This window comes from Klebsiella sp. 141251 (assembly GCF_050600725.1).
Taxonomy (GTDB): Bacteria; Pseudomonadota; Gammaproteobacteria; order Enterobacterales; family Enterobacteriaceae; genus Klebsiella; species Klebsiella aerogenes.
Map to the genome: position 1 here is coordinate 61,050 of NZ_JAQIRG010000008.1, position 15,207 is coordinate 76,256.

Below are 15,207 nucleotides of genomic sequence, written 5' to 3' on the forward strand. Positions count from 1 at the left end.
AAATAAAAACGGCCCGCGAAGGTATCCCCGCAGACCGTTGTAGACCACCCCGTTCAGAGCGGTAAAGCGTATTGATTACTTATCGCTATCTTTCTGAATTTTCTTGATAATATTGGTAGTCGAGCAGCCATCTTCAAAGTTGAGCACCAGCACTTCGCCGCCGTTGGCCCATACCTCTTCGCTGCCGGCGATCTGCTCCGGCTTATAATCGCCGCCTTTCACCAGCAGATCCGGCAGGATCCCGGCAATCAGCCGCTGCGGAGTATCTTCTTCAAACGACACCACCCAGTCGACGGCTTCCAGCGCGCCCAGCACGATCATCCGCTGTTCCAGCGGGTTCACCGGGCGGGTTTCGCCTTTCAGACGTTTGGTTGAGGCATCGCTGTTGACGGCGACAATCAGACGATCGCCCAGCTTGCGCGCATTAGCCAGATACGAGACGTGACCCGCGTGCAGAATATCGAAGACGCCGTTGGTCATCACCACTTTTTCGCCGCGCTTACGCGCCGCGGCAACCGCCTGTTTCAGCTGTTCTTCGCTCATCACGCCAAAACCGGTATCGGCACGCCCGCGCACCGCGTTTTCCAGCTCGATTGGCGAAACGGTGGACGTCCCCAGCTTGCCAACCACGACACCGGCCGCGGCGTTAGCGAAATAGCAGGCCTCTTCCAGCGTGTTGCCCGCCGCCAGCGTCGCCGCCAGCACGCCAATAACCGTATCGCCTGCGCCGGTGACGTCATACACTTCCTGCGCCTGGGTCGGCATATGCAGCGGCGGACGACCCGGCTGCAGCAGCGTCATCCCCTGCTCGGAGCGCGTCACCAGCAGTGCGGAAAGTTCGAAGTCAGCGATGATTTTCATCCCGCGTTCGACGATTTCCGCTTCATCCTTACACTTTCCGGCGACGGCTTCGAATTCAGACAGGTTCGGCGTCAGCAACGTCGCCCCGCGGTAGCGTTCAAAATCGGTGCCTTTCGGATCAATCAGCACCGGAACACCAGCATCACGCGCCAGCTTAATCATGGTCTGCACGCTGGCCAGCGCGCCTTTCGCGTAGTCAGACAGCACCAGCGCGCCGATCGAACCCAGCGCCTGCTGAATACGTTCATGCATCGGCTGCGGATCGACCCCGGAGAAGCCCTCTTCAAAATCGAGGCGGATCAGCTGCTGGTTGCGTGACAGTACGCGCAGCTTGGTGATGGTCGGATGCGTCGGTACCGACACGAAATCACATTTCACTTTTACGTCGGCCAGCGCTTTGCTCAGCGCGCGTGCAGCATCGTCGATACCGGTCAGGCCGACCAGACGAGAAGTCGCGCCGAGCGAAGCAATGTTCATCGCCACGTTAGCCGCGCCGCCAGGACGTTCTTCGATATTTTCCACCTTCACCACCGGCACCGGGGCTTCCGGGGAAATACGGCTGGTAGGGCCATACCAGTAGCGGTCCAGCATCACATCGCCTACCACCAACACTCCTGCACGTTCAAACTCTGGCAGCGTTACTTTCATTACTCTCTCCTGCGAGATGCAAACTTTGCGCGCGATAATAGCACACCCGCTTTGTTAGTTAAGCCATCAACCACTTCTGCCAGCTGGCGCTCACCTGCTGGCGTTCGCCGTCGAAAGCATCCAGCGCAACGTTGCCCGGCTGCTCCTGCAGCGCCAGGTGGTGCAACGCATCGCGTAGCGTGGTGTAAGCATGGGTAAGCGCCCGCGCCTCTTCTTCATCCATGATGTCGTTCTGCGCCAGCAGTTCCAGAATACGCACATTATCGGACCAGCGCGTCAGCTTTGGCTTTTCATGCGCATAGCGCAGCACCAGATATTGGGTAATAAATTCAATATCGGTGATACCGCCGGCATCGGCTTTGATATCAAAGCGATCGCACTGCTTATTGCCGAGATGGGCGCGCATCTTTTCCCGCATCTCACGTACTTCGGTTTGCAGCGTCGCGCCTTCACGCGGAGTGGTCAGGATATCGCGGCGGATCGCATCGAAGCGCGCCTGCAGCGCCGGGTCGCCATACACCACCCGGGCGCGAACCAGCGCCTGATGCTCCCAGGTCCAGGCTTCATTGCGCTGATAATCGGCGAAGGCGTCGGCGGTAGTCACCAGCATGCCCGCCGCGCCGGATGGACGTAAGCGAGCGTCCACTTCATACAAGATGCCCGACGAGGTGCGGGTGCTGAAAAGATGCATGATCCGCTGTGCAAGGCGCAGATAAAACTGGCGACCATCGATTTCCCGCTCGCCGTCGGTCATCACCTCCATCGGACAGTCGTGGAGGAAGACCAGATCGAGATCGGAACTATAACCCAGCTCCCAACCGCCAAGTTTACCGTAACCCACTACCGCAAAACCGCGTCCCTGACGGTCGCGCAGATGAGTCGGCTGGCCGTAGCGGGCGACCATCTGTAGCCACGCCTGCTGTACCACCGCGTCGATCATCGCCTCCGCCAGCCAGGTTAAGTGATCGCTCACTTTCATCACCGGTAGCGTACCGGCAATATCGGCGGCGGCGATGTGCAGCAATTGCGCCTGTTTAAACTGGCGTAGCGCTTCCAGCTGCTGTTCTTCGTCTTCTTCCGGCACGCGCAGCAAATACTGGCGCAGCTCGTCGCGGTACGCATCGGTCGCCGTCGGTTGATAAAGCGTGTTCGGATCCAGCAGTTCGTCCAGCAGCAGCGGGTGGCGCGCCAGCTGGCTGGCGACCATCGGCGAAGCGGCGCACAGGCTAATCAGGTGTTTTAGCGCGCCGGGGAATTCGCTGAGCAGCTCCAGATAGGTGGTACGGGTGACGATACCGGTCAGCAGCGGGGTGATCCGCGCCAGCGGCAGCGGCGCATCCGCCCGTGAGCAGACCTCGCTAAGCAAATGCGGCATCAGCTGGTCGAGCACCTGCCGCCCGCGCGGGCCGATGGTGCGCCGGTCGAGCTCTTTGCGAAAATCGGCGATCAGCGCCAGCACGCTGCGCCGGTCGTTGTCGTCGAGGTGCGCCAGCGCCGGCGTTGTGTCGTCTTCTTCCAGCGCGTCCTGCCACAGTTCGCGCCAGTACTCTTCCAGCTGTTCATCCGGCGATTGCGCTTCATCATCGCCAATCAGTTCGTTAAAGACGCGACGCACGCGGCGCATCTGCTCTTCCAGCTGTGCGCTGAGCGTCTGCCAGTCGGCGACGCGCATCCCCCACGCCAGACGCGCGCGGTTGAGTTCATCCTGCGGCAGGGTTTGGGTTTGCTCGTCGTTAATGCTCTGCAGCAGGTTTTCGAGACGACGCAGGAACAGGTAGGCTTCACGCAGCTGGGCGGCATCGCCTTCCGGCAACAAATGCAGCTCGTCAATCGCCGCCAGCGTCGGCAACAGCGCACGCTGCTGCAAGGCCGGTTCGCGACCGCCACGGATCAGCTGGAAAACCTGAACGATAAACTCTATTTCGCGAATGCCGCCCGCGCCAAGCTTGATATTGTCTGTCAGGCCGCGGCGGCGCACTTCACGGGCGATCATCCCTTTCATGTTACGCAGGGACTGAATGACGCTGAAATCGATGTAGCGGCGGAAGACGAACGGGCGCAGCATGGCGCGCAGTTCGTTGGCGTACACGCCGTCGTTATCGCCCATGATCCTCGCTTTCACCATCGCGTAGCGCTCCCAGTCGCGCCCCTGCTCCTGGTAATAGTCTTCCAGCGCCGCAAAGCTCAACACCAGCGGGCCGCTGTCGCCAAACGGACGCAGACGCATATCCACGCGATAGACGAAACCATCCTGCGTCGGCTGATCGAGTACTTTGATTAACCGCTGGCCCAGACGGGTAAAGAACTGACCGTTATCCAGCTCGCGGCGTCCGCCCTGGGTGGCGCCGTGTTCCGGCCAGGCGAAAATGAGATCGATATCGGAAGAGAAGTTAAGCTCGCCGCCGCCCAGTTTCCCCATGCCCAGAATCAATAGCGGCTGCGCTTCGCCCTGCGCATTGCACGGCGTCCCCCACTCCCGGCAGCAGGCGGCGTACAGCCAGTCGCGGGCGGCGACGATTAAAGTCTCCGCCAGGGCGCTGAGCTGCTGCAAACTGCTCTCTTCGCTCACCAGCAGCAGCGCCTGCGCCCAGGCGATACGCACCATTATCCGGCGGCGGAACTGGCGTAGCTCGCGCATCAGCGCGGCCTCGTCAGTCACCTCTTGTAACTGTTCCGCCAGCCAGTCGTCGTAATGGCGCCATTCGTCGGCCTGCGGCGGCGCGCTTTCCAGTTCAGCCAGCCACTGCGGCTGAGCGACCAGACTCTGTTCAACGAACTCGCTGAATGTCATCATCGACTGCGCCTGCGAACTTAACGTTTGCAGGGGAAAATCTGCCGGAAGCCGGTCTGCAACCGTCTGCCAGTGCTGCTGTAACTGCGAAGAAAGCGCCATTATAGGGGTCTCCCTGGCCTGAAATTATCGTTTTCCACTATGCAGCCAGAATGGTTCCGCGGCCAGCGCCTGACGACGGAAATATTCGATGACGCTGCGGTCATTGTTCTCGATAGCGCGGCGCACCTCTTGCCAGTTTTCCAGCCAGCTCTCGGCGACCTCGGCATAGGCGCTGGATAGCAATTGAACGGTGTCGATCTCGCGCGCCAGACGCGTGAGCCGATCGCTATAGTCGTCCTGCGTCTGCTGGAAGTTGCTTTTCAGCTCCGCCGCCGCTCGCGACAGCTGGATATCGGCAAAGCGTTTGAACGAACCGGCGATTTTCTTTTGCCCCGCGTCGTTGAGGAACGAACACCAACCGCGGGTAACCAGCCACTCGGTCAGAAGCAGTTTGGCGCCAACCGTGGCGCGGTTGAACAACGCCGCTTCGGCTTTTTCCGCTCCGTCCAGCGCCGCTTCGGCCTCAGTGAGCAATTCACGTAACTGCACGGTGGCTTTTCGCGGCACAATGCCGCCAAACAGCACCAGCGCATGGCGCACGCGGGCCATCGCCCGCTGGATTTCACCTTTAGCGGCCGCGTTGCCCCGGTTCCAGACTTCATCATGATAGAGCCAGTGCGCCAGCGCGCTTTCCAGCGCCGCTTCCAGCCCCTGCTCGACGCTGGCTTTCGCCGCCACGCGCACGACCGTTAACGGTTTAACCGGGCGCGCTTCGTTGCCCTGCGCCAGCTGATAGCCGCGCGCCGCTTTGCTCAGGCTGCCCTGGCGCAGCACGCCGGTTGCCAGTAAACGATGCGCCAGCGCCAGAATGTCCGCGGTATCGCCGCTCAACAGCTCAAGCTCCAGTTCGCAAATGGCTTCCTGATGCTCACCGGCTTTGACGTCGCCAAGGTCGAGGGCTATCTCAATCTGGCTGTCGCCCTCTTTCACCACCCATTTTTCACGGAGGAAATCAGTGCTGAACAGCGGCTGCACATTTTGCGCCAGTTCTGCCGGCAACTGCCCCTGCGGCCAGACTTCAGCCGGCAGTTTATCCAGCGCCAGCTCTGCTTTTTCCAGCGGGATATTGTATTCCGGACGCTGATGCAGGCCGCCCACCACCCGACCGGCAATTTTCAGCGTCATTTCATAGCGCTCCCGATCGCCGCGGATCCGCAGCCCCATGTCGTGCCGGCGCAGCCAGTTATCGGCGGTTTCGTAGTAAATATTCAGCAGTTGGCCTGCCGGCGTGTGCTGCGCATCCAGCGAATTGAGATGCTGGCGCAGCGCCTCAACGCCGTCGTGGGCAACGATAAACTTCAGTTCGATTTCTTGAGCCATGGCTGAATTCTTCCACCTGATAAGCGTCGCCGGGAAAATGCGGCGAACTAATGACGATATTTTTTGTCAGTAAATAGTATTTTGCGGCGAATCGCCATGCAATGCGCATTTGCCAGCTGCATTTGGATGATTCCGATTGTGGCGGAAAACTTTGCGTCGCTCTGGCGATGCCACTACTATCGTTCAACTTTTTATGACCAAACGATGACCTGATGCCAAAATTACGCCTTATTACCTTTACATTGCTAGCGCTTAGCGCCGCTACGGCGGTTCACGCAGAAGAAAAGCGCTACGTTTCCGATGAGCTGAGCACCTGGGTTCGCAGCGGTCCTGGCGATAACTATCGTCTGGTCGGCACCATTAACGCCGGCGAGGCCGTCGACGTTCTGCAAACCAACGACAGCACGAATTACGCACAGGTACGCGATAGCAACGGCCGTACCGCCTGGATCCCGCTGAAAGAGCTGAGCAACGAGCCCAGCCTGCGCATTCGCGTGCCGGATCTGGAAAATCAGGTCAAAACCCTGACCGACAAGCTGAACAACATTGACGCCACCTGGAATCAGCGTACCGCCGACATGCAGAAAAAAGTCGCCGGTAGCGATGGCGCGATCAACGCCCTGAAAGAAGAGAACCAAAAGTTGAAAAACGAGCTGGTTGTCGCTCAGAAGAAGGTGAACGCGGCGAATCTGCAGCTTGATGATAAACAGCGCACCATTATCATGCAGTGGTTTATGTACGGCGGCGGCGTGCTTGGCGTCGGTCTGATCCTTGGTCTGGTGCTGCCGCATCTGGTACCGAGCCGCAAACGTAAAGACCGGTGGATGAACTAATTCGTCTTCTCTGCCAGACTTACGTATCATCTTGCGAAAAGTCGATGCGGGAGAAAGAGGCGTGAAGATTTATTTGGTCGGTGGTGCAGTACGAGATGCGTTATTAGGACTACCGGTCAAAGACAGAGACTGGGTGGTGGTTGGCGCCACGCCCCAGCAGTTGCTCGACGCGGGCTACCAGCAGGTAGGCCGCGATTTTCCCGTGTTCCTTCACCCGCAAAGCCGTGAAGAGTATGCGCTCGCGCGTACCGAACGTAAATCCGGCTCCGGCTATACCGGTTTCACCTGTTATGCCGCCGCTGACGTCACCCTTGAGCAAGATCTACTGCGCCGCGATCTCACCATCAACGCGCTGGCTCAGGACACTGACGGTCAGATTTACGACCCCTACGGCGGCCTGGCCGATTTGCGCCAGCGCCTGCTGCGCCACGTCTCCCCGGCTTTTAGCGAAGATCCGCTACGCGTACTGCGCGTCGCGCGTTTTGCCGCGCGCTATGCCCATCTCGGTTTTCGCATTGCCGATGAAACCATGGCGCTGATGCGTACGATGGCCGACGCCGGCGAACTGGCGCATCTGACGGCGGAGCGGGTATGGAAAGAGACGGAAAACGCGCTTGGCACGCGTAATCCACAGGTCTTTTTCCAGACCCTGCGCGACTGCCACGCGCTGAAGGTGCTGTTCCCGGAAATCGACGCCCTGTATGGCGTCCCCGCGCCCGCCAAATGGCATCCGGAAATCGATACCGGTGTTCACACCCTGATGACGCTCACCATGGCGGCGATGCTATCGCCGGCCATCGACGTCCGCTTCGCCACCCTGTGCCACGATCTTGGCAAAGGCTTAACGCCCAAAGAGTTCTGGCCGCGCCACCACGGCCACGGCCCGGCGGGGGTGAAGCTGGTGGAACAGATTTGCCAGCGCCTGCGGGTACCGAACGATATCCGCGATCTGGCCAGACTGGTCGCCGAATTCCACGATCTGATCCACACCCTGCCGATCCTGCAGCCAAAAACTATCGTGAAGCTGTTTGATAGCATCGATGCCTGGCGCAAGCCGCAGCGCGTGCAGCAAATCGCCCTCACCAGCGAGGCAGACGTGCGCGGACGCACCGGTTTTGAATCCTGCGATTATCCGCAGGGGCGCCTGCTGCTTGAAGCCTGGGAAGTGGCGCAGTCGGTTTCCACTAAAGAAGTGGTAGCGGAAGGTTTCAAAGGACCGGAGATTCGCGAAGAGCTGACGCGGCGCAGAATTATTGCCGTGACGCGGTGGAAAGAACAACGGTGCCCCCAGCCGCAAGGCTGAGGGCCAGGGCCTTAGAAGAAGACCACGTAGACGGCTGCCGCGACGATAAAGCGGTAGATTGCAAATGGGATAAACGAAATACGTTTAATCAGCTGCAGGAAGGTTTTAATCGCGATCAGCGCCACGATGAACGCCATGATAAAACCGACGGCAAACATCGGGATATCGCTGGAGTTGAGAAAGCCGATGCTCTTGTAAACGTCCAGCACGGTGGCGCCCATCATCATCGGTACCGCCAGCAGGAATGAGAACTCGGATGCCGCATAGCGGCTAACGCCCATCAGCATGCCGCCGGAAATGGTCGCCCCGGAGCGTGAGAAGCCCGGCCACAGCGCCAGACACTGGAAGCAGCCGATGGCAAACGCCTGACCATAGGTCATGTCGTCAAGACCCAGCGCGCGCGGCTCTTTCGGTTTAAATAGCTCCGCCGCGATCAGCAGGAAGCCGCCGACAATCAGCGCGTACATCACGTTAACCGGGTTAAACAGAGATTTAATCAGGTCATGAAACACCAGCCCCAGCGCCACCGCCGGGATCATGCCTAACAGGATATGAATCAGCGACAAGCGCCCCTGGCTTACGCCCTCATGCTGCAGAGGACGGCCAAAATGAATGCCGATCAGGCCAAACAGTCGACGCCAGAACACCACGACGACGGCGAGTATAGAACCCAGTTGAATCACGACTTCAAAAGTATTGGCGGTATCCCCTTCAAAACCAAGGAGATGGCCAACGATAATCATATGTCCCGTACTGGAAACCGGTAAAAACTCCGTCAACCCTTCAACCACACCCAAAATTGCCGCTATCAGCAGCGAGTGTAAATCGCCCATTCAATAAACCCTTAAAATAAAAAGTAAAATTAAAATCCAGGCACTAAGACCGGTATAAAACAAATTTGTTTAAACATTATGACGAGAAACGTTTTGTTTCAGATTACTGCCACGTTCAATGATTACGCCGACGTTGGCCGCACGGGCCACCGCGCCAGGCTTGCTGACTTTAATCCGCACCCACGGAGAATTGAATTTTTGCAGCAGCAGCTCGGCTATCTCTTCGGCCACCCTTTCGACCAGCGCAAAACGCCCGCCCTCGACGTGGTTAATAACCAGTTCGCTGATATCAGCATAGCTCAGACAATCGCTGACATCGTCGCTGGCTGCCGCTTTGCGGTTATCCCACGCCATTTCGATATCGAACACTAACTTCTGTTCGATGGTCTGTTCCCAGTCGTAAACACCGATAGTGGTGATTACCGAAAGTTGCTCTATAAATACAATATCCATCACGACCTGCCTGCTTTTTGGCTAAACCGGATACCACTTCCGGCGAATTATGCGTATTATCCACAGATGCAAAGACATCCCCTAAAGAATTCACGTGCCCTGACAGCGGCGACGCAGCAAGATTTCGGGAACATAGCAGCATCACTATGTAACCTATCGCGCAAAGAAAGCCAACAAGCTGTTAACACGAAAATGGGTGGGGTCCTAACGACGTTTTCAAAATGGAACAGCTGATGAGTGCAATCGCGCCTGGACTGGTTATCCTCGCCTACCTCTGCGGCTCAATTTCCAGCGCCATTCTGGTATGCCGTCTTGCTGGTTTGCCCGACCCTCGCGATAGCGGTTCCGGCAACCCAGGGGCGACGAACGTACTCCGAATTGGCGGCAAGGGAGCAGCCGTAACGGTATTAATTTTTGATGTCCTGAAAGGGATGCTGCCGGTATGGGGCGCCTGGGCTCTCGGTCTGACGCCATTCTGGCTCGGGCTGGTGGCGATCGCCGCCTGCGTAGGCCATATCTGGCCGGTGTTCTTTAATTTCCGCGGCGGCAAAGGCGTGGCGACCGCATTTGGCGCTATCGCTCCCATCGGCTGGGATCTCACCGGCGTGATGGCCGGCACCTGGCTGCTGACTATTCTGCTCAGCGGGTATTCATCGCTGGGCGCTATCGTCAGCGCGCTGGTAGCCCCTTTCTACGTCTGGTGGTTCAAGCCGCAGTACACCTTTCCGGTCTCGATGCTCTCCTGCCTGATCCTGCTGCGCCATCACGACAACATCCAGCGCCTGTGGCGCCGTCAGGAAACGAAAATCTGGTCACGATTCAAAAAGAAGAAAAAAACGCCAGAGCAGAAATAATCTCCGCGCCCGGCCGCCTGTGCCGGGCTTCTTTGCCCCCACAAACACATTCTATTTCCCACTTTTTTAGCCAATCATAGCGGCAAAAGAGAAAACCAAAGATAATCCTTTCACTACAATGACTTAGTTATGAGTTATAACCAAAAGTGATTTTTTCGTCCCCGCGTCGCTGTTTACTCTGAAGCTCTTTATAAGAGAAAAAAGCACAACACCATGACTGATGTAATTAACGCGACGCCCGCGGCAAACTCTGCGTCGCCCGGCGGGGAAGTAAAATGGATCGGCAGCGCGGCGGACGTCTCGCGCCTCATTAATGAAGGCAGCAGCGGGCGCAATAACGCGCGTATCGTCATGGGTATCGCCCTCGGCGGTATTTTCCTTGATGCCTACGATCTTGGCTCACTGGCCTTCGGGCTGAAAGATATCACCCGGGAATTCAACCTGACGCCTGCCGGTACCGGGATGGTCGCCTCAGCCATCACCTTCGGCGCTATCGTTGGCGCGCTGCTCGGCGGTTACTTGACGGACAAAATTGGCCGCTATCGCGTGTTTATGGCGGATATGCTGTTCTTCGTGGTAGCGGCAATCGCCTGCGCGCTGGCGCCGAATGAATACGTCCTTACCGGCGCGCGCTTCGTGATGGGCCTCGGCGTCGGGATCGACCTGCCGGTGGCGATGGCGTTCCTCAGCGAATTCGCGAGGCTCAAAGGCCCCGGCAACAAGGCGGCCAGCGTGGCGATGTGGTGCCCGACCTGGTACGCGGCAATTAGCATTTCCTATCTGCTGGTACTCTTTTTTTATGCCGTCTTGCCAGAAAGCCACAGCGACTGGCTATGGAGAATCATCCTTGGCTTTGGCGCGCTCCCGGCGCTGGTGATTATCGCTATCCGCAGCCGCTACATGAGTGAATCGCCGGTGTGGGCCGCCAACCAGGGTAACCTGCGTGAAGCGGCCTCCATCCTACGCCAGGCTTACAACATCAATGCACACGTTGCCCAGGACGCGCTGGAAAAACCGGCGCCGAAAGTCCGTAGCGCCCAATGGAGTAACTATCTGCGCCTGTTCCGCGGCGTCTACCTGCGCCGCACGACGCTCTCCACTCTGCTGTCGGTGGTTTCCTCGTTTGCCTATAACGCCGTCGCGTTTGGTCTGCCGGTGATCATCTCCAGCTTCTTCGTACAGTCGATGCTGACGACGATTTTGATTTCGCTGGCGCTGAATTTGCTGTTCGCTTTCGTGGGAGGAATGCTGGCGGTACGGCTGGTACCGCACTTCGGGGCCTGGCGGATGTCGCTGGCGGGTTATGGCTGCCAGTTGACGGCGCTGCTCGGCCTGGCGCTGATTGGCCGTCCTGATGGCGCAGGCGAAGGCGTCGCTGCCGTGGCGATGCTGGCGCTGTTCCTTTTCGGCCAGGGATTCGGCCCCGGCGCGCACACTATGACCTTCGCCTCGTTAAGCTATCCGACATCGCTGCGCGGCGTTGGCGTCGGACTCAACCAGACGCTTATGCGCGGCAGCTCGACGCTTTCTTTATTCCTCTTCCCGCTGCTGGTCGCCGCGCTGGATACCCGCGTTTTCTGGATCATCGCCGCGGCGCCGCTGATTGGGCTGTTGTCGCTGCTGGCGATACGCTGGGAGCCGTCGGGCTACGACATCGACGCCGAGGATTATCAGCAGCCTTAATCCACGCGTAAAAAAGCCGCCTCGATGGGCGGCTTCAGACTGCTGACAAAGAAGGAAAAAGCGTGGTTTTTCCTTCTTTGTGGTTATCAGGCGGCCGGCAGTTCCGCCAACGGCCAGCGCGGCCGCACGGTAACGCCGAGTCCGGCATTGGCGCCGCCCTGCAGGCGGACCATCCCGGCGTAAGCGATCATCGCGCCGTTATCGGTACAGAACTCAGGACGGGCATAAAACACTTCGCCGCCGCGTTTGCTCATCATTTCCGCCAGCTTCGCGCGCAGCGTACGGTTAGCGCTTACGCCCCCCGCCATCACCAGACGCTTAAAGCCGGTTTGCTCCAGCGCGCGGCGACATTTAATCATCAGCGTATCGACAACCGCGTCTTCAAATGCGCGGGCGATATCGGCACGGGTTTGCTCATCGTCGCCGTTGTTACGAATGGTATTGGCGGCGAAGGTTTTCAGGCCGGAGAAGCTGAAATCGAGCCCCGGACGATCGGTCATTGGCCGCGGGAAGACGAAGCGGCCTTCGGTGCCCTGAAACGCCATTTTCGATAGCATCGGCCCGCCGGGATAATCCAGCCCCAACAGTTTCGCTGTCTTATCAAAGGCTTCGCCAGCGGCATCGTCGATTGACTCGCCCAGCAGTTCATACTGACCAATGCCGGTGACGCTAATCAGCTGGGTGTGACCGCCGGAAACCAGCAGAGCGACGAACGGGAACGCCGGCGGATTATCTTCCAGCATCGGCGCCAGCAGGTGTCCTTCCATATGGTGTACCGGGATCGCCGGCACGTTCCAGGCGAACGCCAGCGAGCGGCCAACGGTCGCGCCGACCAGCAGCGCGCCCACCAGGCCAGGGCCTGCCGTATAAGCAACGGCATCAATATCTTTCGCCGTCAGGCCCGCTTCTTTGAGCGCCGCCTGGATCAGCGGAACGGTTTTACGCACGTGGTCGCGCGACGCCAGTTCAGGCACCACGCCGCCGTAGTCAGCATGTAATTTCACCTGACTATACAGCTGGTTGGCTAACAGACCTTGTTTATCGTCGTAAATAGCGATGCCGGTTTCATCGCAGGATGTTTCAATTCCCAGTACACGCATGAGTTGTTTTACCTCGTTTCAATACCGCGCAGTGTAGGACCAATGACCGGCGATGTAAAACTTTGCTCACCCCTGGTGTTCTCTTCGTGTATACTCCTCACCCTTATAAAAGTCCCCTTTCAAAAAAGGCGCCGGTGCTTTACAAAGCAGCAGTAGTTGCAGTAAAATTCCGCACCATTTTGAAATAAGCTGGCATTGCGGCCAGCGGCAAACCGAATTAATCAAAGGTGAGAGGCACATGCCGGTAATTAAAGTACGTGAAAACGAGCCGTTCGACGTAGCTCTGCGTCGCTTCAAGCGTTCCTGCGAAAAAGCAGGTGTTCTGGCGGAAGTTCGTCGTCGTGAGTTCTATGAAAAACCGACTACCGAACGTAAGCGCGCTAAAGCTTCTGCAGTGAAACGTCACGCGAAGAAACTGGCTCGCGAAAACGCACGCCGCACTCGTCTGTACTAATCTGTTGAGAGCGAAGCTCTCAATTCAGACCGAGTTGTAGTTGTAAGGCCGTGCTTCCGAAAGGAATGCGCGGCTTATTTTCGTTTATGCATTAGCAGATACACGAGATCGTTCAAACTGTCTTCAGGCGACATATCGAGGCCGTTTGCAGGATGCAGTGTATAGATTACGGGGCATATGGCTGGACGAATCCCACGCGTATTTATCAATGACCTGCTGGCGCGCACCGACATCATCGATCTGATCGATGCTCGGGTGAAGCTGAAAAAGCAGGGCAAGAATTATCACGCGTGTTGTCCATTCCATAACGAAAAAACCCCCTCCTTCACCGTCAACGGTGAAAAGCAGTTTTACCATTGCTTCGGCTGCGGTGCGCACGGCAACGCCATCGACTTCCTGATGAACTACGACAAGCTCGAGTTCGTCGAAACCGTCGAAGAGCTGGCCGCCATGCACAACCTTGAAGTGCCCTATGAAGCAGGTAATGGACCGAGCCAGATAGAACGGCATCAGCGGCAGAATCTTTATCAACTGCTGGACGGTCTGAACACGTTTTACCAACAGTCTCTGAACCAACCCGCCGCCGAACCCGCGCGCCAGTATCTGGCAAAACGCGGCTTAAGCAGCGAGGTGATTACCCGCTTCGCAATAGGCTTCGCTCCCCCAGGCTGGGATAACGTTTTAAAACGTTTTGGCGGCAATCAGGAAAACCGCCAGTCGCTTATTGATGCGGGCATGCTGGTCACCAACGATCAGGGGCGCAGTTACGACCGCTTCCGCGAACGGGTGATGTTCCCGATTCGCGATAAGCGAGGCCGGGTGATTGGTTTTGGCGGGCGCGTGCTGGGCGATGCGCTGCCAAAGTACCTGAACTCCCCGGAGACCGATATTTTCCATAAAGGCCGCCAGCTGTACGGCCTGTATGAAGCGCAGCAGGATAACGCCGAACCTCAGCGTCTGCTGGTGGTCGAAGGCTATATGGACGTCGTCGCTCTGGCGCAGTACGGCATTAATTATGCCGTGGCCTCGCTGGGCACCTCGACGACCGCCGACCATATTCAGCTGTTGTTCCGGGCGACCAATCAGGTCATCTGCTGTTACGACGGCGACCGGGCTGGCCGCGACGCGGCATGGCGAGCGCTGGAAACGGCGCTGCCGTATATGACCGATGGCCGCCAGCTGCGTTTTATGTTTTTACCTGACGGCGAAGACCCGGATACGCTGGTGCGTAAAGAGGGCAAAGAGGCGTTTGAAGCGCGGATGGAGCAGGCACAGCCGCTCTCCACGTTTTTATTCAATAGTCTGATGCCGCAGGTCGACCTGAGCACTCCGGACGGGCGCGCGCAGCTGAGCACGCTGGCGCTGCCGCTGATTACCCAGGTGCCGGGCGAAACGCTGCGCATCTATTTGCGTCAGGAGCTGGGCAACAAACTGGGCATTCTGGATGACGCCCAGCTTGAACGTTTAATGCCGAAACAGGCGGAAAATAGCGCTCCGCGCCCGGCGCCGCAGCTAAAACGCACTACCATGCGTATACTTATAGGGTTACTGGTGCAGAACCCCGATCTGGCGCCGCTGGTTCCGCCCTTAGCCGGTCTGGATCAGCAGAAGATGCCAGGGCTTGGTTTATTCAGCGAACTGGTCAATACGTGTCTGGCGCAGCCAGGTCTGACCACCGGGCAACTTTTAGAGCAGTATCGCGGGACAAATGAAGCGGCAACCCTTGAAAAACTGTCGATGTGGGACGATATAGCAGATAAGGATATCGCTGAACAAACCTTCACCGACTCGCTCAACCATATGTTTGACTCACTGCTGGAACTGCGACAAGAAGAGTTGATAGCTCGCGATCGCACACATGGTTTAAGCAGTGAGGAGCGCCGGGAACTCTGGACTATCAGCCAGGAACTGGCCAAAAAATGAATTTAACGGCTTAAGTGCCGAATATCGATCGGGAAGCCCCCGACAGCCG

The 15,207-nt window shown here is 57.9% G+C and carries 12 protein-coding genes; 6 read left to right on the forward strand and 6 right to left on the reverse strand.

The genetic code is table 11. The annotated features are described in order from the left end of the window. Nucleotides 1-75: 75 nt before the first annotated feature. The 3 genes from hldE to PGR09_RS18110 are packed head-to-tail and all read right to left on the reverse strand — an operon-like array spanning nt 76 to nt 5,722. A complete protein-coding gene (gene hldE, locus PGR09_RS18100) occupies nt 76-1,509 on the reverse strand; it encodes a bifunctional D-glycero-beta-D-manno-heptose-7-phosphate kinase/D-glycero-beta-D-manno-heptose 1-phosphate adenylyltransferase HldE (protein WP_430916381.1) in 1,434 nt (477 codons plus the stop codon). Between the two features lie 58 nt (nt 1,510-1,567). Then, nucleotides 1,568-4,405 carry a bifunctional [glutamate--ammonia ligase]-adenylyl-L-tyrosine phosphorylase/[glutamate--ammonia-ligase] adenylyltransferase gene (glnE, locus tag PGR09_RS18105; protein ID WP_430916421.1) on the reverse strand — a complete coding sequence of 946 codons (2,838 nt, stop codon included), beginning with the start codon at nt 4,403-4,405 and terminating at the stop codon, nt 1,568-1,570. A 21-nt stretch (nt 4,406-4,426) separates the two neighbouring features. Further along, nucleotides 4,427-5,722, reverse strand: coding sequence for an inorganic triphosphatase (locus PGR09_RS18110; RefSeq protein ID WP_430916382.1), 1,296 nt, complete (start codon nt 5,720-5,722; stop codon nt 4,427-4,429). A gap of 212 nt (nt 5,723-5,934) precedes the next feature. Between PGR09_RS18110 and PGR09_RS18115 the strand changes: the two genes are divergently transcribed. Together PGR09_RS18115 and PGR09_RS18120 are read left to right on the forward strand one after the other, a co-directional pair. Beyond that, complete coding sequence (locus tag PGR09_RS18115) at nt 5,935-6,555, forward strand: TIGR04211 family SH3 domain-containing protein (RefSeq protein ID WP_015369636.1); 621 nt, start codon at nt 5,935-5,937, stop codon at nt 6,553-6,555. 61 nt (nt 6,556-6,616) lie between these two features. After that, on the forward strand, nt 6,617-7,858 hold the full coding sequence (locus tag PGR09_RS18120; RefSeq protein ID WP_430916383.1) for a multifunctional CCA addition/repair protein: 1,242 nt from the start codon (nt 6,617-6,619) through the stop codon (nt 7,856-7,858). Nucleotides 7,859-7,869: 11 nt separating this feature from the next. On the opposite strand, the gene bacA is transcribed toward PGR09_RS18120, so the two are convergent. Next, complete coding sequence (gene bacA, locus PGR09_RS18125; protein WP_045392213.1) at nt 7,870-8,691, reverse strand: undecaprenyl-diphosphate phosphatase; 822 nt, start codon at nt 8,689-8,691, stop codon at nt 7,870-7,872. A gap of 69 nt (nt 8,692-8,760) precedes the next feature. Further along, nucleotides 8,761-9,144, reverse strand: a complete 384-nt coding sequence (gene folB, locus PGR09_RS18130) for a bifunctional dihydroneopterin aldolase/7,8-dihydroneopterin epimerase (RefSeq protein ID WP_047065604.1) — start codon at nt 9,142-9,144, stop codon at nt 8,761-8,763. Between the two features lie 233 nt (nt 9,145-9,377). Here folB and plsY point away from each other — a divergent pair, with 233 nt between their 5' ends. Beyond that, the gene (plsY, locus tag PGR09_RS18135) at nt 9,378-9,998 is read left to right on the forward strand and encodes a glycerol-3-phosphate 1-O-acyltransferase PlsY (protein WP_015703522.1); all 621 of its coding nucleotides are present in this window, start codon (nt 9,378-9,380) and stop codon (nt 9,996-9,998) included. A gap of 213 nt (nt 9,999-10,211) precedes the next feature. Further along, nucleotides 10,212-11,681, forward strand: a complete 1,470-nt coding sequence (locus PGR09_RS18140; RefSeq protein WP_430916384.1) for an MFS transporter — start codon at nt 10,212-10,214, stop codon at nt 11,679-11,681. An 86-nt stretch (nt 11,682-11,767) separates the two neighbouring features. Here PGR09_RS18140 and tsaD read toward each other — a convergent pair whose 3' ends face one another. Continuing rightward, nucleotides 11,768-12,781, reverse strand: coding sequence for a tRNA (adenosine(37)-N6)-threonylcarbamoyltransferase complex transferase subunit TsaD (gene tsaD, locus PGR09_RS18145; RefSeq protein ID WP_320482915.1), 1,014 nt, complete (start codon nt 12,779-12,781; stop codon nt 11,768-11,770). Nucleotides 12,782-13,019: 238 nt separating this feature from the next. Here tsaD and rpsU point away from each other — a divergent pair, with 238 nt between their 5' ends. Together rpsU and dnaG are read left to right on the forward strand one after the other, a co-directional pair. After that, a complete protein-coding gene (rpsU, locus tag PGR09_RS18150; protein ID WP_001144069.1) occupies nt 13,020-13,235 on the forward strand; it encodes a 30S ribosomal protein S21 in 216 nt (71 codons plus the stop codon). A 177-nt stretch (nt 13,236-13,412) separates the two neighbouring features. Beyond that, a complete protein-coding gene (dnaG, locus tag PGR09_RS18155; protein WP_045392225.1) occupies nt 13,413-15,158 on the forward strand; it encodes a DNA primase in 1,746 nt (581 codons plus the stop codon). Nucleotides 15,159-15,207 lie beyond the last annotated feature (49 nt).